The sequence below is a fragment of the Flavobacterium sp. genome, assembly GCF_036759525.1.
Taxonomy (GTDB): Bacteria; Bacteroidota; Bacteroidia; order Flavobacteriales; family Flavobacteriaceae; genus Flavobacterium.
The window spans coordinates 131072-152296 of the sequence record NZ_DAIOUN010000005.1 but is presented as its reverse complement, the minus strand read 5'-3'; the positions used below and the strand labels follow the sequence as shown (position 1 = coordinate 152296).

Sequence of the window (21225 nt, the reverse complement as noted above, 5' to 3'; positions counted from 1 at the left end):
ATTCGTTTTAGCCATTACCAATTACCGATTACCCATCACCATAAAAAAATGAAAGGATTCTTCACCATAGGATTATTGATACTTTCCAACATCTTTATGACATTGGCGTGGTATGGTCATTTGAAGTTTAAAGAGTTGAAATGGTTTGAAAATGCCGGACTGATTACAATTGTTTTAATCAGTTGGGGATTGGCTTTGTTTGAATATTTTTTTCAAGTTCCGGCCAATCGGATTGGGTATGAAGGCAATGGCGGACCCTTTTCACTCATGCAACTAAAAGTGATTCAAGAAGTGATTACGTTGGTTATTTTTGTGATTTTTTCAATGCTTTTCTTTAAAACCGAAACGTTTAAATGGAATCATTTTGTGGGAATGTGTTGTTTGGTGTTGGCAGTTTATTTTATTTTTAAAAAATAGAGAAAAAACAGAGAATAGACGTTATGAAAAAATATATCATCCAAAAATCCCCATTCATTGTTCCAACAACTGATGGAAAACTAATTGAAGAACATTATGGTAAAGCTTCCGATGGCAACAGCAACATTTCCATTGCTCACATGATTGCTCCGCCTCATTGGAGTGAGCCGTTTCAAACACCAGAATTTGATGAATATACTTTTATCATTAAAGGAAAAAAACAATTTATTATTGAAGACGAAGTAATTGTTTTAGAAGCTGGTCAATCCATCAAAATTGAGAAAAACACACGTGTTCAATATTCCAATCCGTTTGAAGAAGTGTGTGAATACATTGCTATTTGCCTACCGGCATTTGATTTTGAGAAGGTACATCGGGAGGAAGCGTAATTTATTTTGAAAGAAGCGAAATAATCTTCGCTTCTACAGCTTCGCTATCCCAAATCGCCTCAATATTTTCCATTTGCATCACTTCTTCCATGATTTTATTTTGAAAATCGCCAATAGCTAGAGCTTCGGAATACGGTTGCAAACTAAAAGTTACTCGGCTGTACAAGGGCATCCATTTGTCGGGATGTTTATCAGAAAACCATTTTTCAATTTTCTTTTGTAACAAGAATTTCTCATCGGCGGTTTTGGCACTCATTTCCATAAAATTGCGATAGGAAAGTTCGGCAATTGCATCCGCGTTGGGTTTTCGGGATTTTTCATAGGCTTTGAAAATGGCTTCCCAATCATCACCGTATTTTGCAATCATTTCATTTAAAACGGTAATGTCTTCAAATCCGGCATTCATTCCGTGACCATAAAAAGGAACAATGGCATGAGCTGAATCGCCAATTAAAGCCACATTATCGGAATGCGTCCATGGAAAACATTTCATCATCACCAAATAACTAGTTGGATTTTTAAAAAAATCACGCACCAAATCCGGAATTACTTCTTTCGTATCAGGGAAAAATTCGGCAAAGAAATCGACTAATGTTTTTTCGTCTTTCAAGCTTTCAAAGGAATTTTCACCTTCAAACGGCATGAACAGTGTACAGGTAAATGAACCATCCAAATTGGCCAAAGCCATCAACATGAAATTGCCTCGAGGCCAGATGTGTAGCGAATTTTTATCAATTTTATGCGAACCATCCGGATTGGCAGGGATATGCAATTCTTTATAGCCAATATGCAAAAACTCTTGCGAATAATTGAACATACTTTGGCGTTGCATCCGATGGCGAATTCTGGAAAAAGCTCCATCTGCACCAAAAACTTTGTCGTATTTTAAATCAGTCCACTCGCCTCTTTCGGTTTCTCCGATGTGAAGCGTAGCATCTGCCAATGATACATCCCAAATGCGGTGTTCAAAAAAGAATTCAACTCCGGCTTCTTCCGCTAAATCAATCATTTTTCGATTCAAAACTCCACGGGAAAGCGAATAAATGGCTTCCCCTTCTTTTCCGTAATATTGGTAATTGAGTTTGGAATCTTTTAAATGAATGGCACGCTTATCAACCGGAATTCCGATTTTTTTAATTTCCTCGGTCAAGCCGATATCTTCCAACGCTTTCCAACCTCTATTTGACATCACCAAATTGATAGAACGACCGGAAAATTCAACGGTGCGAATATCCGGACTACGGTCTAAAACATGAACAGTATGCCCTAATTTTTTGAGGTAAATTGCCAATAAAGTTCCTACTAAACCGGAACCCACAACAGCAATTTTTTGTGGCGTTTGCATGATAAAAATCAAAAATTGGAATACAAAAGTACGGAATACCAAAAGATAAAACGACCTAAAATCGGGAAAATTTTCAGTTAGAAAATAATTTTGTTTAACTTTTTGTTTTATTTGTTAAACAATTTGTACTTTTGAAAAAAATTGTTTGTGAAAAAGTTTACCAAAGAAGTTATTCAAGAGCTTCCTAAAATTCCGCGATTGAATTTGATTAATAGTTGTACCGGTTATAAATCGGCTAATTTAATCGCCACAAAAACGGCTAATGGAGTTTCCAATGTGGCGGTCTTTAGCAGTGTCACGCATTTAGGAAGCGATCCGGCTCTATTAGGTTTTATTCTTCGGCCGACAACTGTTCCCAGAAATACCTATAAAAATATTAAAGATGTAGGGTTTTTTACGGTGAATCACATTACGGAAACCATGATTGCAGATGCTCATCATTCCTCAGCTAGTTATGATGAACATATATCTGAATTTGATAAAACCAACTTGGAAGAAACGTTTCATGAAGGTATTTCCATACCATTTGTAAAAGGTAGTCCGGTTCAAATTTTATGCAAATACCTCAACGAATATGCAATTAAAGAAAACGGAACGATTCACATTATCGCTTCTATCGAAGAATTATATATTGAGGAAAACTTGATTCAAAAAGACCATTGGCTTCGATTGGATGAAGAAAACGTAGTAACTATTAATGGATTAGATGGCTATTGCGTCCCAAAATTAGTGGATCGATTTGATTATGCCCGACCATATGTACCAACGAAATCCATCCTCTAAAAATGGCTCATAAGAAAGTACATCTTCCTCAAAAAAACTGCAAAACCTGCGGACTTCCGTTTTCCTGGCGAAAAAAATGGGAAAAGAATTGGGAAGAGGTTTTGTATTGTAGTGAGAAATGTAGGAGGAATAAAGTTGGGTGTAAGGAGTAGGGAGTTTACAGTCGCAGTCGCAGTTTTCAGTTTAGTAGTAACCTTTAACCAATTACCTTTAACCCATCACCATAAAAATGAACAATCTAGTTTGGTTTCGAAATGATTTACGCGTGAATGACAATCATTCACTTTTTCAGGCATGTCAAAAAAAAGGAAAAGTGATTGGGGTTTATTTTCTGGACCCGAGACAATTTGAAATGACGCGTTATGGATTTAAAAAAACAGAAAAATTCAGAGCTAAATTTCTGTTGGAAACGCTTCGGGATTTGAAAAATAATTTAGCCGCTAAAAATATTTCATTGCTTATTTTTCATGATTTCCCTGAAAATGTATTGCCTAAATTGGTGGATGAATATCAGATTTCGACCGTTTTTCTTCAGAAAGAATGGACACTGGAAGAAGTCAATGTCAATAACAATATCAATCTCAAAATCAATGGCAATGGCAATTTCAAAAATCAAACTTTAAGGGTTGAATTTGTAGAAACGTACGACCAATTTTTATTCCATCCGGATGATATTCCGTATACTGGTTTTTCCAAAATACCGGAAGTTTTTACAGAATTTCGAAAGAAATGTGAAAAAGAAAGTAAGATTCGACCTTTAGTTGAAATTTCGGTTCAACCCGAAGAAAATTTGGTGGAAACATCCAATATAATTCCGAGTTTGGAAGATTTAGGATTGGAATCGTTTAAGGTGCATAAACATTCGGCCTTCCCTTTTCGGGGCGGAGAAACTTCTGCTTTGAAACGTTTGAACCACTATTTTTTTGACACCGAAAATTTATCCCAATACAAACAAACCCGAAATGGTTTAATGGGTACCGATTACAGTTCGAAATTTTCGGCTTGGTTGGCCAACGGTAGCATTTCTGCCCGAACCATTTATTGGGAAGTACAAAATTATGAGCGAGAAATTTGTAAAAATGAAGACACGTATTGGTTGATTTTTGAATTGATTTGGCGGGATTATTTCAAATACATTTCACTGAAACACGGCAACAAAATCTTTCAACTCGATGGCATTTTAGGAAAAAAATACGATTGGAAGTTCAATGAAAAAGCCCTTCGTCAATGGATGAACGGCAATACGCGTGAGCCTTTTGTAAACGCCAATATGATTGAATTGCAACAAACCGGATTCATGAGTAATCGAGGCAGGCAAAATGTGGCGAGTTATTGGGCGAAAGAATGGGAGCAAGATTGGCGAGTAGCTGCGGCTTACTTTGAAAGCATGTTGATTGATTACGATGTCCATTCCAATTACGGCAATTGGATCTACAATGCCGGTGTGGGAAATGACCCAAGAGATCGCAAATTCAACATCAAACGCCAAGCGGAAATGTATGATGGGGATGGAAAGTATCAAAAATTATGGTTGGGTTAAGTTTGTTTCAGGTTTCAAGTTTCAAGTTGATTGTAGCTGAAAGCAGAATTCATAAGACACGGATTTCACGGATTAACACGGATTTAAAAATTTTACGGAGCAACTCTCAACTTGAAACCTGAAACCTGAAACTTGAAACAAAAGAACAAAAATGAAAACACTTCGGCTTCTTCTCGGTGATCAATTGAATCACAACCATTCTTGGTTTCAACAAACCGATGAAAATGTCATCTATCTGATGGCAGAAATGCGTCAGGAAACCGATTATGTGAAACATCACATTCAGAAAGTCGTGGCGTTCTTTTTGAGTATGCGGAATTTTGCCACGCATCTAAAAAGTAATAATCATCAAGTGGTTTATTTTGAGATTGATGATGCCAAAAATCCGCAACATTTAGAAGCATTAATACAACAAACTATTGAACATTATTCCATTCAAAAATTGGAATACCAATTGCCGGATGAATATCGATTGGATGAACAATTGAAGCAAATTTGTAAAAAACTTACCATCTCAACAGAAGTTTTTGACACGGAACATTTTTATACAACCCGAACCGAATTAGCCGAATTTTTTCAGGGAAAGAAATTGTTGTTGATGGAAAACTTCTATCGCATGATGCGAAAAAAGCACGATATTTTGATGGTTGGAGCCAATCCGGTGGGAAATCAATGGAATTTTGATCACGACAATCGCAAAAAATACAAAGGCGAAGTCCCGATTCCGAAAGCAAAAATTTTTCCTAAAAATGTGGAAAAAGTGGTGCATCAATTGGAAAAAATGGAGGTCAAAACTTTTGGTTCTATTGATGTGGAAAAATTCAATTGGCCGACTTCGAGAGGGGAATGTTTGGAGCAATTGCATTATTTCTGTCATCATTTGTTGAAACATTTTGGCGATTATGAAGATGCTATGCACACTGATGAAAAGTTTCTATTTCATTCCCGTTTGTCGTTTGCGATGAATTCGAAAATGCTTTCGCCGAAGGAAGTGATTGAGCAAGTTGTACAATATTATCATCAAAACGAAGATCAAATTACGCTTTCGCAAGTAGAAGGTTTTGTGCGTCAAATTTTGGGCTGGCGAGAATATGTTCGCGGGATTTATTGGAAAGAAATGCCGAATTACGGACAAATGAATGCATTAGAAAACCAAAACAGATTTCCCGATTTTTATTGGACGGGAAATACTAAAATGAATTGTATGCAAAAAGCCATTTCGCAAAGTTTGGAAGAATCGTATGCACATCATATTCAGCGGTTGATGATTATTGGCAACTTTTCATTGCTTACACAAATTCACCCCGATGAAGTCGATGCGTGGTATTTAGGTGTTTACATAGATGCGATTGAATGGGTGGAAATGCCCAATACACGAGGTATGAGTCAGTACGCCGATGGTGGAATTTTAGCCACCAAACCTTATGTTTCTTCGGGTAGTTACATTAACAAAATGAGTAATTACTGTGGAAGTTGTCATTATAATGTGAAAGATAAATTGGGCGAAAAAGCATGTCCGTTCAACAGCTTGTATTGGAATTTTTTAGATGATAAAAAAGAGCATTTTAAAAACAATCAACGCATGGCGATGATGTTGAATTTGTTGCATAAGATTCCGGCGGAGGAATTGTTTCAAATCAAATTGAGGGCGAAGGAGATTATGGAGGGTTTGGAAAATATTTAAAAAACTATTCTTTTAATCTTTGTTTTAAATCCATTTTTGAATGTAATATTCTTGTAATTTCAATTAATTCTTCTGAAAGTTTTCGATAAAAAATCATGTGTTCACCAGATTTTAGACCGAAAATTTCTATCTCAATCTCATCATACTTCCTACCAATATCTTGATTGTTAGCTAAAAACTGAAAATCACTAATCAATTGCAAATAATATTTATCGGCTTGATTTTCTGACCAAAACTCAAAAGAATATTCCCATATTGCTGTCAAATCTTCAACAGCTTTGTTAGTTAATACATACTTAGCCATTTCTTTTTTGAGCTTTCAATGAAGCTAAATGTTTTTGGGGATTAAAATCATTTGCAATACCACTTTCAATTCCTTCATTAATAGCTTTCTTTAATGCAATTATTTTACGTTCTTCTTCTTCTAACAATCTCAAACCTGCACGAATGACTTCGCTTGCATTTTTGAATCTACCTTCTGAAACACTTTCATCTACAAATTTTTCAAAATAGTTACCTAATGATACTGATGTATTACGTCCCATATTTAAATTTTTTCGTAAAGTTACCAATTTTTGGTAATAAAACAAAACTTATTTAGACTTTGGTTTAAACACCAATTTCCTTGCACTCGCTTCAATCTCCTTTTTATTCATTTTCATTTTTCGGAATTTGCCTTGGTTGTATAGTTCAGCTTGATCATAATAATGTTCACTCAACGGATTTCCCGATTGTCCTGTGGGAAGAATGCTCATACTGTTTTCAATATCTGAAAAATCGATAATTCTGCGGGTGGAAGGACCGGCTTTCACTTGATGATTTCCTGTTTCAGTAAACGTAAACATTAAATTATTGATGACTTCATTGGAACCATTAATTTCAAACGGACCCACATTGAAATAACTTCGTAAAGCAGCTACTTCACCCAACGGATGTTTGTGTTCCACAGTATGCACCTTATTCCACGTCCATCCCGAAACTTGATTGCCCAGTTTTTTTTCCAAATGCGAAATGGTTTGTTGAAAAGAACGCGTCAAAATTTCACTTCTCGTCTCTTTTTTATCCGACGTAGTTTTATTGTCCCACCAAGGAGAAGTTTCATTCGCAATTTGAAACGCAATCATTTGCTTCATAATATGCGTGTTCAATAAAATGGCAAAACGGTCTTTTCCTAATTCATCTTCAAAGGTATTTTGGAGATAGTGATAGAGAAATTGGTTGTAAATGGTGGGAGCTGTGGCTGTTAATCCATTATTTCCATTCCATTTTTGAAGTTGTGAAATAGCTTCTTTTTCGGAATCGGAAAGATTTTCTTGATTAATTCCGTTTAAGATACTTCGCACTATTGAGGGTGCCACCGACGATTGATCATCGTTAATCATGTTCATCATATCTTCTTTCGTCCAATCATTTTTAGGTTCTAACAATTGAACAATGCGTTTGGCTCGATCTTCCGGCAAATAATAACCCGGATATAAATAATCGTCAATTGGTTCTACTTGATTGTTGGACGAATAAACATAGTTCCAATCCGGATTGATGGCATACGGATTTTCGGAAAAATCATAGTATTCTTTTTGTTCGTCTTTCCCATTTGAACCATCCAAAATAAAATTGGCGTTGACATTTTCGGGCATTTTATATAGCTTCCCGGAGGTAATCCAAGCGATATTTCCTTTGGCATCGCCATACATGATATTCAATCCCGGAGCGGCAATCAACTCAATACTTTGATGAAAATGAGCCAAATCTTTCGCATGAGAAAGAGCATAAACCGCATCTAAAATCTGATTTTTATGTTGCAAATACGTCCACCACATCGAAATGGGTTTGTCCACCTTCAAACCTTCTATCAAACCGTTCATTAAAGGTCCGTGATGCGATTTTTTAAATTTTAAATCTACATCGGAACTGTCTTTTACTTTGATAGTTTTTTCTGAAAGTTGATAGTTTTTAAATCCTTCCGGTGTTTGGTATTGGTTTTCATTTTCGGGATTGTTGGTTTCCAAAAACAAATCCATGTCATCGTTTTCAAACATGGTCAAACCGTACGCATAGTCACGATTATGACCTAAAAGCGGAAAAGGAGTTCCGGCTAAATAATAGCCATACATTTCATAATCGGGCGTCACAATGTGAGCTTCGTACCAAGTGGCCGGTTGCGAAAATCCAATATGTGGATCATTGGCAAACAATACTTTTCCGCTTTTGGTTTTTTGAGGACCAACAACCCAACTGTTACTACCAATAAAAGGTGGAATGGGTGATTGTTCCAACAAGGAAGCTACTGATTTTGAAATTTCGGCATACGCTTCTGATTTTCCTTTGAAACTTTTTAATTTGGTATGGGCTAATGAACCATCAATACCAAAATCTTTGAGATACTCCATTCCCAATTCATCCCGAATATCGGTCAATAATGGATCTGTTTTTTGAGCCATAGCAAAGCTGAATGCCATGTAACCAAAAATATTATACACGTCTTTGATAGTGAATTTTTCTTTTGGAACACCGACTAATTGAAACTCGATTGGCGTTGGCCCTTCTTCTAAATACTGATTGATTCCATCAAGATAGGCTAAGGTCAATTGATAACTTTCACTGTTTTTATCCAATTGAGCAATGGCTTTTTCGGAATCTTCATCAATCCCTAAACCGGAGAAAAACTTGTCGTTTTTAAGCATTACCGAACCAAAAATTTCGGATAATCTTCCCGGAGCAATGCGTCGCATGAGTTCCATTTGCCATAAGCGGTCTTGAGCATGCACATAACCCAAAGTAGTCATTGCATCTTTTTGAGATTGAGCGTAAATATGCGGAATTCCATATTCGTCAAAATAAACGGTGGTTTCTTTTTGGATGGAATTTAATACCGCTTCACCCTCATATTTTGGTTTGAGAAAATAGGCATAACCCACTACTGCAAGGGCTAAAATGAGAAAAAGTATAAGAATAACACCAACTATTTTTTTGAGTTTTTTCATGGAAATGGAATTTGACTTAAAGGTATAAAAAAACCATTAAGAAATTAAGATTGATTAAGTTTTGAAACTTAAATTCTTAACTGCTTAACGGTTTAAAATTTGCAAAAACTATTTTCTCGGAAAGTTAATTTTCTCTCCTACATTCATTTTATTGTTTTTGGCTAAAACACCGCACATGTGAAATAACATGCGGGCACCCACGTTTCCATCCCAGTCATCATTCTCTCCTGGGGCGACTTCAACTAAATCAAATCCGATGATTTCTTTGTCGGTTTCGGCTAAACGACTTAACAAAAAAGCGGCTTGTTCAAATGAAAATCCACCCGGAACCGGAGTTCCTGTATTGGGACAATACCAAGGATACATGCCATCAATATCAAAACTGATGCAAACTTTTTGCGGTAATGCCGCGATAATGGCATCGCATTGTTGTTGCCATGTTTTCCCTTCAAACGTTTCTTTTTTCAAATCGGAATCGGTGTGGATGACGACTCTTCCGTTCTCTTTTTTTACCACCTCCACTTCTTGTTCGCAAAAATCACGAATGCCTACTTGCACAATTTTTGAAATATGCGGAATTTGCAAAGCGTTATACATGATAGAAGCATGTGAATACGTGAAACCTTCATAGGCAATTCGCAAATCCATGTGAGCATCTAAATGAAGAATTCCGAAGTTATCGTGTTTTTCAGCTAAAGCTTGGTAATAGCCTAGTGGCGTACTGTGATCGCCTCCTAATAAAACCACTTTTTTACCATGATTTAACCAATACAATGTTTTCTCACGAACGGCTTCTACCATATCGGAACAAGCGTAATTAATTTTATCCAAGTTTTTTTGCAAACCGGGATGATGTTCAATTACTGAACCACTTTCGAGTGCTTCGATAATGGGAGCCGCTTTCTTTTTATATTTTTTGGAATTCTTTTTAACACCTTTTGGCGATTCGTCTAAAAAGATGCCTAATTTCCATAATTCAGGAAATTCTTGGTGGTTTAAATCCACTTGAAAAGAAGCGTCTAAAATGGCTTCCGGCCCTTTTGAAGCACCTGAACCGTAGCTTACGGTTACTTCCCACGGTACGGGAATGACAATGATTTCACTGTCTTCAATGGAAAAAGGTAAGCCAAAAATGGTAGCATCGGCTAAACCGGGTTGGCTAGGGTCGAAGGATTGGAGTATTTCTTGTTTGTTCATTTTTTATTGTGCTAAGGTACTGAGGTGCTAAGTTTTTGAAATTCCTGCTTTTAATATTTGTCCAAATTCATACATGTCTTCAAAAGAGCAGTAGAACGGTGCGGGTGCAAGGCGTATTACGTTGGGTTCACGCCAATCGGTGATGACGCCGTTTTTCATAAGATATTCGAATAATGCTCTGCCTTGACCGTGAAGATAAACCGATAATTGACAAGCTCGTTCTTCTTGGTTTTGGGGAGTGATGATTTCAAATTCGGTTCCGTCGATTTCGCGGTCGATTTCGTGGAGGATGAATTCTAAATAGGCCGTTAAGAGATTTCTTTTTTGAATTAATTTTTTCATGCCCACTTCGGCAAACATTTCAACTGAAGCTAGATAAGGAGCAAGAGATAAAATCGGTAAATTACTGATTTGCCATCCATCGGCACCGTGAACGGGATCAAAATCGGGTTCCATTTTGAAACGACGCTCTTTATTGTGTCCCCACCAACCGGCAAAACGAGGCAAATCGTTGTCATGATGATGTCTTTCGTGAACGAAGCAACCGGAAGCATTACCCGGTCCGGAATTCATGTATTTATAACTGCACCAGCAGGCGAAATCTACATTCCATTCGTGGAGCTCGAGTTCAATATTTCCGGCGGCATGAGCCAAATCCCACCCCACATAAGCACCGGTTTTATGACCGGCTTCAGTGATGGATTTGATGTCGAACACCTGTCCGGTATAATAGTTTACCCCGCCAATTAAAACTAAAGCCAACTCCTCGCCTACTTCTTCAATTTTGGCAATGATATCTTCATGGCGAATGTTGTGTTCTCCTTCTCTACGTTTGATTTCAACTATGGCTTCTTTGGGGTCGTACCCATGAAATTTTACCTGACTTTGAAACATGTATTGGTCGGAAGGAAAGGCTTTTTCTTCGCAGATGATTTTGTATTTTTTGGGTGTGGGTCGATAAAAAGAAACCATCATCAAGTGAAGGTTTACCGTTAAGGTATTCATCACTGTGATTTCGGAAGGTTTTGCTCCTACGATTCCACTTAACGGATTGGCAAAACGCTCATGATAATCCCACCAAGGTTTGTCGGCATAAAAATGACCTTCTACTGCTAATTTTGCCCAATCGTTCATAACTTCATCCACATAATCTTGAGTGCGTTTGGGTTGTAAACCAAGTGAATTTCCGGTGAAATAAATCACGTTTTTACCATTTATACTGGGAAAAATAAATTCGTCACGATACTTATAAAGTTCGTCTTGTGCGTCTAATTGTTGAGCAAATTCGCGTGTATTTTGAAAATTCATGTAGTAGTTTGTTTGTTTGGTAAAGGTAATAATTTTTTGGATTGTAGGGCAGGTCGCGACCTGTCTGTACGGGGAAAAAGAAGAATTTTTATTCCAAAGAAGAATTTTTTATTTGAAACACCATTTGCGTTAGGGATTGAAGCGGAAAGCCCGGAGCACGAAAGCACAAATTTTCTTAGGTTAAAGAAGCGACCAACGGAAGCTCTTTTTAACCTCTTGAAAATTGTGTTTTGGTGTGAGGACTTGGAGTGAAAAGCCCGTAATACTCCCAAAAAAAATCCCAACCGGAAAAGATTGGGATTTTGTATTTTAAGATTTTAAACGTGTTGAGATTAAATAATCAACATGGCGTCACCATACGAATAGAATCTGTATTTTTCTTTAATGGCTTCTTCGTAGGCTTTTTTCATTAAATCATGACCGCAGAAAGCCGAAATCATCATTAAAAGAGTTGATTTAGGTGTATGAAAATTTGTTACCATACAATTGGCAATACTAAAATCGTAAGGCGGATAGATGAACTTATTGGTCCACCCTTCGTAAGGATTCAACGTTTTAGCAGAAGAAACCGAACTTTCTATGGCTCTCATAGAGGTTGTTCCGATACAACAAACACGTTTTTTGTTTGCTATAGCATTGTTTACCACATCGCAAGCTTGTGGGGTGATGAATAGTTCTTCTGAATCCATTTTATGCTTGGATAAATCTTCTACCTCAACCGGATTGAAAGTACCTAAGCCTACGTGTAAGGTTACTTCGGCAAAATTGATTCCTTTGATTTCCAAACGTTTCATCAAATGTTTAGAAAAGTGCAAACCGGCAGTTGGAGCCGCCACAGCACCTTCTACTTTGGCGTAGATGGTTTGGTAACGTTCTTCATCTTCAGGAGTAACTTCTCTGTTGATATATTTTGGGATTGGGGTTTCACCCAACTCAGTTAATTTATTTCGAAACTCGTCATACGAACCATCGTATAAGAAACGTAGCGTTCTACCGCGAGAAGTAGTGTTGTCGATAACCTCAGCCACTAGTGAATCATCGTCTCCAAAATACAATTTGTTTCCGATACGGATTTTTCTGGCCGGATCAACCAACACATCCCAAAGGCGTTGCTCTGCATTGAGTTCACGTAACAAAAACACTTCGATTCTAGCTCCGGTTTTTTCTTTGTTTCCGTACAAACGAGCAGGAAAAACTTTGGTATTGTTCATAATCATTACATCACCATCATCAAAATAATCGATAATGTCTTTGAATAATTTGTGTTCAATTGTTTTTTTGGCTCTGTTCACCACCATTAAACGAGATTCGTCACGGTTTTCTGTTGGAAATTCTGCCAATAATTCGGCAGGTAAATTGAAGTTAAAATGGGATAATTTCATATATAGTGATTAGTGAATAGTAATTAGTGAATAGTTTCACTAGTTCTAAAATTCCGGTGGCAAATATACGATTGCGAAATAGGGGTTGTCAAGTGTTTTGGGATATATTTTTTTGGAAAGGTGTTAAGGTGCTAAGGCATTAAGGTTCTGAGCTTGCATCTTTGTGAAAATTTGGTTTTATTTTGAAATTTGAAAACCGAATTTTTCAAGATCATCCCAAAAAGTAGGATAGGATTTTGAGACCACTTCGGCTTCTTCTATGCTAATGGGTGTTTTTAAGGCTAAAGGTGCAAAGGCCATGGCCATGCGATGGTCTTGGTAGGTTTTGATTGAAACCTCACCCCCAACTCCTCTCCAAAGGATAGGGGTGCGAGCGTCGAGTGTTAATGAATCATTTGTGATTGATACATTGGCTCCAAATTTCGTAAGTTCATTTTTCAAAGCCTCTAATCTATCCGTCTCTTTGATTTTAAGTGTGTGTAAGCCGGTTAAATGGCAATCTAGTCCCAATCCGAAGCAGGTTACAGTGATGGTTTGGGCGATGTCGGGGGAGTTATTTAGTTTCAAGTTTAAGGTTTCAGGTTTCAAGTTGTTTACTTTTTGCAAAACGATTGAATTGTTGTTAAAAATCGTTTCTACTCCGAAGCTTTTGTAGATTTCAACTAATGCAGCATCACCTTGTAAACTGTTTTGTTTGTAACTTGAAAGCGTAACTTGGGTTCCGATTGGAGATAATGCGATAATGGAATACCAATAGGATGCAGAAGACCAGTCTGACTCGATAGTTAAGAGTTGGGAGTTAAGAATTGGGAGTGAGTTAACTTTGATTATATTTTCGATAAATGAGGTTTGTACTCCAATTTCATTCAGCAAAGCCAATGTCATTTTGATATAGGGGATTGATGTAATTTCTCCTTCTAAAGTTAATTCTAATCCGTTTTCGAGTTTGGGAGCAATTAATAATAAAGCTGAAATATATTGGCTACTCACATTTGCCGGAAGGGCAACTTTGTTTTGAGTAATTTTTTTGCCTTTGATACGAATGGGTGGAAAACCTTGATTTTCTATGTAACTGATATCGGCACCCAGTTGTTGAAGAGCTTCAACGAGAATTTTGAGGGGACGCTCTTTCATTCTTGACGAACCGGTTAATATTACTTCCTTTCCTTCTTGAATGGCGAAATAAGCGGTAAGAAAACGCATGGCGGTGCCGGCATGGTGAATATCTATAGTTTGGGTGATGGGTGATGGGTGATGGGTAATTGCCAAAGCTTTTAGCATCACTTCACTATCATCAGAATTAGAGGTATTTTCTAAAACTAAATTAGGATATAGTGCTTGGAGTAACAACAATCGGTTGGTTTCGGATTTGGAACCGGTGATGGAAAGTTGGATGTTGGGAGTTGGGAGTTGGGAGTTATATTTTAATTGTAAATTCATTATTTAGTCACAACTTTAAGTCCGATGATTGAGATGATTAGGGTGCTGATAAAAAATACTCGCCAAAACGTGGCGGGTTCTTTGAATACAAAAATACCAACAAGTACACTTCCAACGGCTCCGATTCCTGTCCAAACAGCGTAAGCGGTTCCGATGGGTAATTCTTTGGTTACTTTGACCAATAAAACCATACTGATGGTAAGGCAGACTAAAAACCCAGCATACCACAACCACATTGTGGTTCCGTTGGCTTCTTTGGCTTTGCCTAAACACGCGGCAAAGGCCACTTCAAATAAACCGGCGATGATAAGGAGAATCCAGTTCACTTCTTTTTTCTGTTTCTTATTTTTTCAAAGATAAACAATTCGGCCAAAGCCATGGAAACTGCCCAAAAAAGAACAAAAAACCAAGGATTATGATTTTCATCTTCCAAAAAATAGGTCATTAACCAGCCTATGAATCCGTAAATAATCAAAGCGGTTATGAAATGAATAACTTTCTTTTTCAATCTATTTCAATTTCTCGTTATTGTGATGACGGTCGTGGTCGCGTTTGGTTTTCAAGTCCATTTTTTTATCAAAAGCGGCTTGTAAATCAACTCCGGTTTGGTTGGCGAGGCAAAGCACAACAAAGACCACATCGGCTAATTCTTCGCCAAGATCTTTGTTTTTATCGCTTTCTTTTTCGGATTGTTCGCCGTAACGACGGGCGATGATTCGGGCTACTTCACCTACTTCTTCAGTAAGTTGAGCCATATTGGTTAATTCGTTAAAATAGCGAACACCGTGGTTTTTGATCCAGTTATCTACTTCGAGTTGGGCGTTTTGGAGGTTCATAATTAAAGTTTTCTCAAAATTATCTTTTCATTTTGTTTTTCAATCATGTTTTTGAAAAAAAGTTTAATTGATTCATAGTGAACAGGCGAAATTATAGACTGATTTATATCAAAACTAGAAATTACCTGAATGATATTTCCTCTGGAACTACAGTTAAATTTAAATGACACTAAACCATCCTCTAATTGCAAACTTCTCGGCTCAGGTAGTGATTCGATTTCGTATCCTTCAGGAATAGTTATAGAAATCGAATTTTTATCTTGTCTTGGAAAAAGAAAATCAATAGGATATTCTCTTTTTTCAACTTTAAATGGATTCTCGGTTTCTGTCAAAAAAAGAAGTGGATATACATACAATTTATTGCCAATTTTTTCTACAAATTGATCCGTTGAGAAAGAGAAATCTTCAACTATAGGTTTGTTTTTTTCCTCTTCATGGGCAACACTGTATTCGCTAATTTCCAAACCCTTATAGGTTTTCTCTAATCGCTCAATATTTGTAGCTTTATTAAGTTTTCCGTAATTTTCTCTGAAACCATAGGCATAATAATCAAAATGTTGTTTTCTAACTTTACCTTCTAATAATCCTTCATCAGTAAAATGAACCAATACTGTATTGTTTTCTTTAGACAAAGTACTGGGCATTAAATCTATTTCTACAGATTTCCCATCCGGCATGATCATTCGTCCTAACCAATTTAATGCTCTAAAAGGCAAACTATTTACAACTGTATTTTTTGATGTTGCATCGAGCAATACCGTTTTACCCAAAAAATCGACTCCACAAACCACATAATTATAAGCCGTTCTATTTGGAAAAATTGCAATTCCATTAGAACGAGTACTTACCAACACCGGATTTGCTTTAAAACCAGCTTGACGTAAAAATGAAGTTAAAATTAAATTGATTTCAGCAACACTTCCAGACTTTTCGCGATAAGCTTTTTTAACTCCTGAATCGCATAAATATCCATATCTTTCATTCCAATTCATTTGGCTTTGAACATGATTAAAAATGCTTGTTAAAAGTTCTTCTTGTGTCTTTTTTTGAGCCATTAGTTTATTTAAATCATCTTCAAAATATGAGGTTTGATTTAATTCTTTTCCAAAACTTTCATGATCATAAATTGACTTAGAAACATCCTCCCAACTAACTGATAAATTCTTGACAGAACCATCCGATTGTTTAATAGAAGCCAATTCATAGCTGACAGATGAAATATAATTGTTTACGTTAGATACATATTTCTCATCATTAAAAGCGGGTACATTGAAAACTTTATAAACTGTAACAAGTTCATTAAAGTTCTGACCTACATTGCGTTGGACCCTCTCAGTACGAGCTACATCTAAATAGGGTTTTAACAAGACATTATACCTGTAAAACTCTGGGGTATGAACAGTATATTCTGAATATTGAACCGGAATTTTAAATTGAAAAAACCATTCAGGTAAAGAGGTAATGTATGGTGATTTGATTACATATTTGTATTCTATTATCGATCCTTCTTTGACATTAGGCATTGAAATTTTTCTGTATTCCCAATTATCGTTTATTCTTTCACGAAACTCACTTTCACTTTTTAATTTTGTTTTTTCAATTTTGTTATCTGTCCAGTTGTAGGTAAAAGCATCTGTGAAATAAATTGACCCCGATCTACCTCCAACGTAAAAAGGGACTTTAAAATCTGCCCAAGAATATCCTTCTTTAGAAAAAATCTTAATCTTCGTATCTACCTCTGTTGTTAAAACAGCATATCCTTGAGCATCAAAATCTATGGAGTGTTTCCCTTTCATAAAAATAATTTCGGCTGGGGCACTGGCATCAATTTTTGAGATAGTTTCCTTTAACTCTTGTTCTGAAACTTTACCAAGCTTATAATTTTGAGCTATTATAAATTGAAAATTAAATACTAAAACTAAAAATACTATTTGTGAGTTTTTCATGTTTTTATCACGATTTACTTAATATAATTTTTTCGTTATTTTTTTCAACAAATGCTTTAAAAAAGCCTTTTAGCATATCGTAATAAACGGGTGCAACAATCGATTGATTGATATCGATTTGAGCTGCTAATTGAATGATATTCCCTACTTGTTTTACATTATACTTAAAAACAATCATCTCGTCCTCTAAGACAATATTTGAAGCCTCAGGTAAAAAATCTACTTTGTAACCCTCAGGTATTGTTACAGATATTGCGTATTTATCAGTTCTGGGAAATATAAAGTCTATAGGAAACTCCCGTGTGTCCATCTTAAACGGATTTTCTGATAAAGCAAAAAACAACATCGGTGAAAAATACATTTTCCCACTGATTACCTCAACTAAATTATTGTGAATAAAAGAAAAATCTCTTACAATTGGTTTTGACAAATCGGATTCGTTAGTAACTTTAAAATCGGTTACTTCTATACCATTATGGCTTTTCTCTAGCCTCTCAATACTGGACTGTTTTGATAGCCCAAAACTAGAATTTCTATATAAAAAAGCATTGTATTCTGATTCTTGAATTCTCACTTTTCCGGTAATAGTTCCTTCTTCATTGAGAGAAGCAATTACCGTAGTAGCTTCTTTTGATAAGAAACCAGGCATTAAGTTGACCGCTGTAGAACTTCCATTTTTACGAATTAATCTTCCATTCCAGTTTAAAGCTTCTGTGGGAAGAATATTAGGTACGCTAAATTTGTTTGTGGCGTCCAGAAGTATCAATCCATCCGGAATTTCAATGGCTACAATCACATAATTAAAAGCGGTTCTGTTTGGATATAAAGGCACACCATTTGATCTGGTACTAACTAAAATAGGATTGGCATCAACTCCTGCAAATCTCAACATTGATAAAAGTAACAAATTGATATCTGCTGTATTACCGGATTTTTGAGAATACGCTTTTTTCAAACCTTCATCCGTTACAAAGCCATACCTTTCATTCCAATTCATTCGCTCTTTAACGAAATTAAATATCATAAAAGCTCTTGTGTTCACATCTGAGACACCGCCTATCAAGGAATTTAAATCTGATTCAAAAAAAGAAGTTCGTTTCAACTCTTCTCCAAAACTCTCGCTTTCATAGATACTTCTAGCTACTGTTTCCCAGTTGGTTGCATAATCATCATAACCGCTATTTGGCATTCTTCTGCCCGCCAATTCATGATGTAATGCAACTCTATAATTGTTTATATTGTTTACAAATGACTCATTTTTAATAGCCGGTATGTTTTGTAAAATATAAGTAGTGTGATTTTCTTTAAATTCTACTTTCTCTGTAACTGTTTTAGGTAACTGCATAACATTTCCCGTCAAATTATTTTCTTTATAACTTAAGTTTATTGCATTTGTTCGAGTTACTTGTTTGACCTCAGGAGCTAGGGTTCCTTTTTGATGAATGTTGTAAAAAAAATATTCGGGAATATGGGTATTGTATTCAGAATACTCAACAGGCACAGCTTTTTGAAAATCCCAAACGGGGAAATTGGTTATGTAAGGAGATCTAATTTCGACTTTGTATTCTACTATGGAACCTTCTTTTACATCAGATAAAGCAATCTTTTTTTGTGACCAATTCTTGTTTATTTTTTCTGTAAATTCAGAGGAACTTTTAAGTTTTATTTTTTCAATTTTACCACCCACTTCATTGTAGGTATATGCTTTTGAAATTACGACTTTCTCTGCAGAACCGCTACTTGGAGTGTAAAAAGAAATTTCAAAATTTCCAAAATCGTATCCGTCTTTGGAGTAGATTTTAATTTTTGACTCAATGACAGTTGATATATAAAACCCATCTGATTCTGAATAATCAAAAGTTGTAGTGCCCTTTTGAAAAAGGTAAGCTGCCGGAGCAGAAGGATCATTGGGATGTTGTTTTTGTGTAAGTTCGTTAATTGTAACATTTCCAAGTTCTATTTTTTGAGAAAATGAAAAAGCAAAACAAAAAAAGATAGTGCAAATAGAAGAATAAAATCTCATGTTCATATAGTTAGGGTTTTATTAAAACAATTTTGGAATTATCATTTCGGGCAATTTGGTCTCTAAATTTTCGAAACTCTTCGTAATCTTCTTTTCCAAAAAGACCATCGTTTATAATTAAATTTCTTTTGAAAATAATTTTATCATCAAAATATTCAAAAGTTAGAGAATAACTTCCAAATTTAGAATTGACTTCAACATTTGTAGGTTTGGCATCAATTTGGAAATCTTTTGGGATATTGATTGTAACAATATCTATATCATTATACCCTCTGGATATTTCAAAAGGATTGTTTCGATCTTTGTATCGTGGTGGTACATTACTGTTTTGATTGAATGCATTTAATGCAAAAATCAACCTACTTCCGTTTTTTGAGGCATAACTTGAGGCACTTAACTCTAACTCCTCTGTAAACTGAACTTGCTCTTTATCATTTTTATATTTTGCTTGCTCAATTTTTAAATTGGGAATGGCATTAAAATAATTCTTATAAAACTTTTCTTTATCAATTTGGGATTGATTTTCCAATTCGAACTTATTTTGATATTGAAAACCGGTAGATAGTATGGTGATTTTTCCAGATATTGAACCATCAGCATGTAAAGCGTAACTTCCCTTTGTTTCTTGTTTATTTTGACTTGGTGTGTAAACCAAAGTTCGAACCAATTCTCCCCCATCGGGTTTAACTAATAAAGCCAATCTGTCATCGGTATCATTCGCTTGAAAATTGAAAGGCATAGTTTGACTGGTACATTCCATCCACTGTATTCCTTGGTTTACAGGTATAGCCAGAATAACGTGATTGCCTTGCATGGAAACAAAATTTTCATCTATATCTTCTTTTTCAGAACCTCTATAAACAACACTGTAATAGGATTCAACACCAACACTTGCAAGGAGAGCTCTGGCATAATTGGTTAAGGCTTTACAATCCCCATAGCCTAGTCGATCAACATCTTTTGCCAGCATAGGCTTCCAGCCTCCGATGCCTAATTGAATACTCACATATCGTGTTTTGTTTTGAACGTATTGAAAAACCATTTGAGCCACTTTAACCGGATCTTTTTCATTCCCCACAAGGGCTTTCATTTTTTGTTTGGTTGTTTCAGGCAATTCATCTGTTCCTGTTAAAAGCTTAGCATACATCCACTTTCCAAAATTTTCCCAAGTGTCTGCTTCTCCATCAACCCCTTCAAGATGAAACTTAGTAAGGCTAAATAGAACATTGGGAACCATTTTTTGCATAGAGGGGGCATATTCTTCTCTTTTAAGAGCCGGAATATTTTCGGCAGTAAAAGTTACAACCCCATTATTTTCAGAATATTTTATTTTTTCATCTCGGTTTACTTCCTTAAATTTCAGTCCCAATTCAGGTAAAACATTGAACGTTAGTTCAGCCTTTTCAGTGCTCAAATAATAATCTTCTAAAGGTCTAAATGAAGGAAGAAAAGCTGTATTAGAAGTTTCAATTTCTGTTTTAAAAACCAAAGTAAATGGATATTGAATAGGAGTATAATCTAAATATAAAATTCTATTGTCGCCAATAATTGAAAACCCATCTGCTAGACTGTTATCTCTAAAATCTTTCCTTTTCAATTTTTTAATTTCTTGTCCAAATCCATTAAAAATTGTAGCTTCTATAGATTTTATTTTGGTAGAATTATCATAATGTGAAGCTGCTTTCATATGCTTTACCCCATACTCATTATAAACTGTAACTATTCGTTCCAAAACCAATTTCATTGACTTTCGGGAAGTAATTGTAACATTTAATTTATTTAATCGAACACAAGCATTGGCATTTTCCTTTAATTGAGGTTGCAAATTAAGCATGCTGATACTTTGTGCTGAAGAGAAATCCAACTTTAAAAGAAGGATTGACAGTAGTAAAAACTTTTTCATCATTTAAATAGTAATTCTTTTGCAAAGAGAATTTGCAATTAGACTGTA

The 21225-nt window shown here is 35.8% G+C and carries 20 protein-coding genes; 6 read left to right on the top strand and 14 right to left on the bottom strand.

What is annotated here, in order from left to right; all coding sequences use genetic code 11:
• Positions 1–48 precede the first annotated feature (48 nt).
• The gene (locus V7M80_RS06150; protein ID WP_333694773.1) at positions 49–417 is read left to right on the top strand and encodes a DMT family protein; all 369 of its coding nucleotides are present in this window, start codon (positions 49–51) and stop codon (positions 415–417) included.
• Positions 418–440: 23 nt separating this feature from the next.
• Entirely contained in the window at positions 441–806 is a 366-nt protein-coding gene (locus tag V7M80_RS06145) for a cupin domain-containing protein (protein WP_333694771.1), read from the top strand.
• 1 nt (position 807) lies between these two features.
• On the opposite strand, the gene V7M80_RS06140 is transcribed toward V7M80_RS06145, so the two are convergent.
• A complete protein-coding gene (locus V7M80_RS06140; RefSeq protein WP_333694769.1) occupies positions 808–2151 on the bottom strand; it encodes an FAD-dependent oxidoreductase in 1344 nt (447 codons plus the stop codon).
• Between the two features lie 147 nt (positions 2152–2298).
• On the opposite strand from V7M80_RS06140, the gene V7M80_RS06135 reads away from it, so the two are divergent.
• The 4 genes from V7M80_RS06135 (at position 2299) to V7M80_RS06120 (ending at position 6158) form a co-directional block, all read left to right on the top strand.
• A complete protein-coding gene (locus tag V7M80_RS06135; RefSeq protein WP_333694768.1) occupies positions 2299–2934 on the top strand; it encodes a flavin reductase family protein in 636 nt (211 codons plus the stop codon).
• Positions 2935–2936: 2 nt separating this feature from the next.
• On the top strand, positions 2937–3086 hold the full coding sequence (locus V7M80_RS06130; RefSeq protein WP_333694767.1) for a DUF2256 domain-containing protein: 150 nt from the start codon (positions 2937–2939) through the stop codon (positions 3084–3086).
• Positions 3087–3163: 77 nt separating this feature from the next.
• Entirely contained in the window at positions 3164–4474 is a 1311-nt protein-coding gene (locus tag V7M80_RS06125; RefSeq protein WP_333694765.1) for a DASH family cryptochrome, read from the top strand.
• A gap of 151 nt (positions 4475–4625) precedes the next feature.
• Positions 4626–6158, top strand: a complete 1533-nt coding sequence (locus V7M80_RS06120) for a cryptochrome/photolyase family protein (protein ID WP_333694764.1) — start codon at positions 4626–4628, stop codon at positions 6156–6158.
• Between the two features lie 4 nt (positions 6159–6162).
• Here V7M80_RS06120 and V7M80_RS06115 read toward each other — a convergent pair whose 3' ends face one another.
• The 13 genes from V7M80_RS06115 to V7M80_RS06055 all read right to left on the bottom strand — a co-directional run bounded on the left by V7M80_RS06115 (position 6163) and on the right by V7M80_RS06055 (position 21108).
• Positions 6163–6462 (bottom strand): type II toxin-antitoxin system RelE/ParE family toxin, encoded by a 300-nt coding sequence (locus V7M80_RS06115; RefSeq protein ID WP_333694763.1) that lies wholly within the window; start codon positions 6460–6462, stop codon positions 6163–6165.
• Positions 6455–6703: a type II toxin-antitoxin system ParD family antitoxin gene (locus V7M80_RS06110; RefSeq protein WP_333694762.1), complete on the bottom strand. Its 249-nt coding sequence runs from the start codon at positions 6701–6703 to the stop codon at positions 6455–6457. Before V7M80_RS06110 ends, V7M80_RS06115 begins: the two co-directional genes overlap by 8 nt.
• A gap of 48 nt (positions 6704–6751) precedes the next feature.
• Entirely contained in the window at positions 6752–9142 is a 2391-nt protein-coding gene (locus tag V7M80_RS06105) for a penicillin acylase family protein (protein WP_333694760.1), read from the bottom strand.
• A 108-nt stretch (positions 9143–9250) separates the two neighbouring features.
• The gene (locus V7M80_RS06100; RefSeq protein WP_333694759.1) at positions 9251–10339 is read right to left on the bottom strand and encodes an agmatinase family protein; all 1089 of its coding nucleotides are present in this window, start codon (positions 10337–10339) and stop codon (positions 9251–9253) included.
• Between the two features lie 27 nt (positions 10340–10366).
• Complete coding sequence (kynU, locus tag V7M80_RS06095) at positions 10367–11647, bottom strand: kynureninase (protein ID WP_333694758.1); 1281 nt, start codon at positions 11645–11647, stop codon at positions 10367–10369.
• Between the two features lie 332 nt (positions 11648–11979).
• Entirely contained in the window at positions 11980–13029 is a 1050-nt protein-coding gene (gene queA, locus V7M80_RS06090; RefSeq protein ID WP_333694756.1) for a tRNA preQ1(34) S-adenosylmethionine ribosyltransferase-isomerase QueA, read from the bottom strand.
• 177 nt (positions 13030–13206) lie between these two features.
• Positions 13207–14469 carry a 3-phosphoshikimate 1-carboxyvinyltransferase gene (locus V7M80_RS06085; RefSeq protein WP_333694755.1) on the bottom strand — a complete coding sequence of 421 codons (1263 nt, stop codon included), beginning with the start codon at positions 14467–14469 and terminating at the stop codon, positions 13207–13209.
• Positions 14469–14795, bottom strand: a complete 327-nt coding sequence (locus V7M80_RS06080; protein ID WP_333694753.1) for a DMT family transporter — start codon at positions 14793–14795, stop codon at positions 14469–14471. The genes V7M80_RS06085 and V7M80_RS06080 overlap by 1 nt, the downstream gene beginning before the upstream one ends.
• Positions 14792–14977, bottom strand: coding sequence for a hypothetical protein (locus V7M80_RS06075; protein ID WP_333694751.1), 186 nt, complete (start codon positions 14975–14977; stop codon positions 14792–14794). The genes V7M80_RS06080 and V7M80_RS06075 overlap by 4 nt, the downstream gene beginning before the upstream one ends.
• Position 14978: 1 nt before the next feature.
• Positions 14979–15305, bottom strand: a complete 327-nt coding sequence (locus V7M80_RS06070; protein ID WP_026711001.1) for a nucleotide pyrophosphohydrolase — start codon at positions 15303–15305, stop codon at positions 14979–14981.
• Between the two features lie 2 nt (positions 15306–15307).
• Positions 15308–17251, bottom strand: a complete 1944-nt coding sequence (locus V7M80_RS06065; protein ID WP_333694749.1) for a DUF3857 domain-containing protein — start codon at positions 17249–17251, stop codon at positions 15308–15310.
• Positions 17252–17258: 7 nt separating this feature from the next.
• Entirely contained in the window at positions 17259–19280 is a 2022-nt protein-coding gene (locus V7M80_RS06060) for a DUF3857 domain-containing protein (protein WP_333694747.1), read from the bottom strand.
• 4 nt (positions 19281–19284) lie between these two features.
• Entirely contained in the window at positions 19285–21108 is a 1824-nt protein-coding gene (locus V7M80_RS06055; RefSeq protein WP_333694745.1) for a DUF3857 domain-containing protein, read from the bottom strand.
• Positions 21109–21225 lie beyond the last annotated feature (117 nt).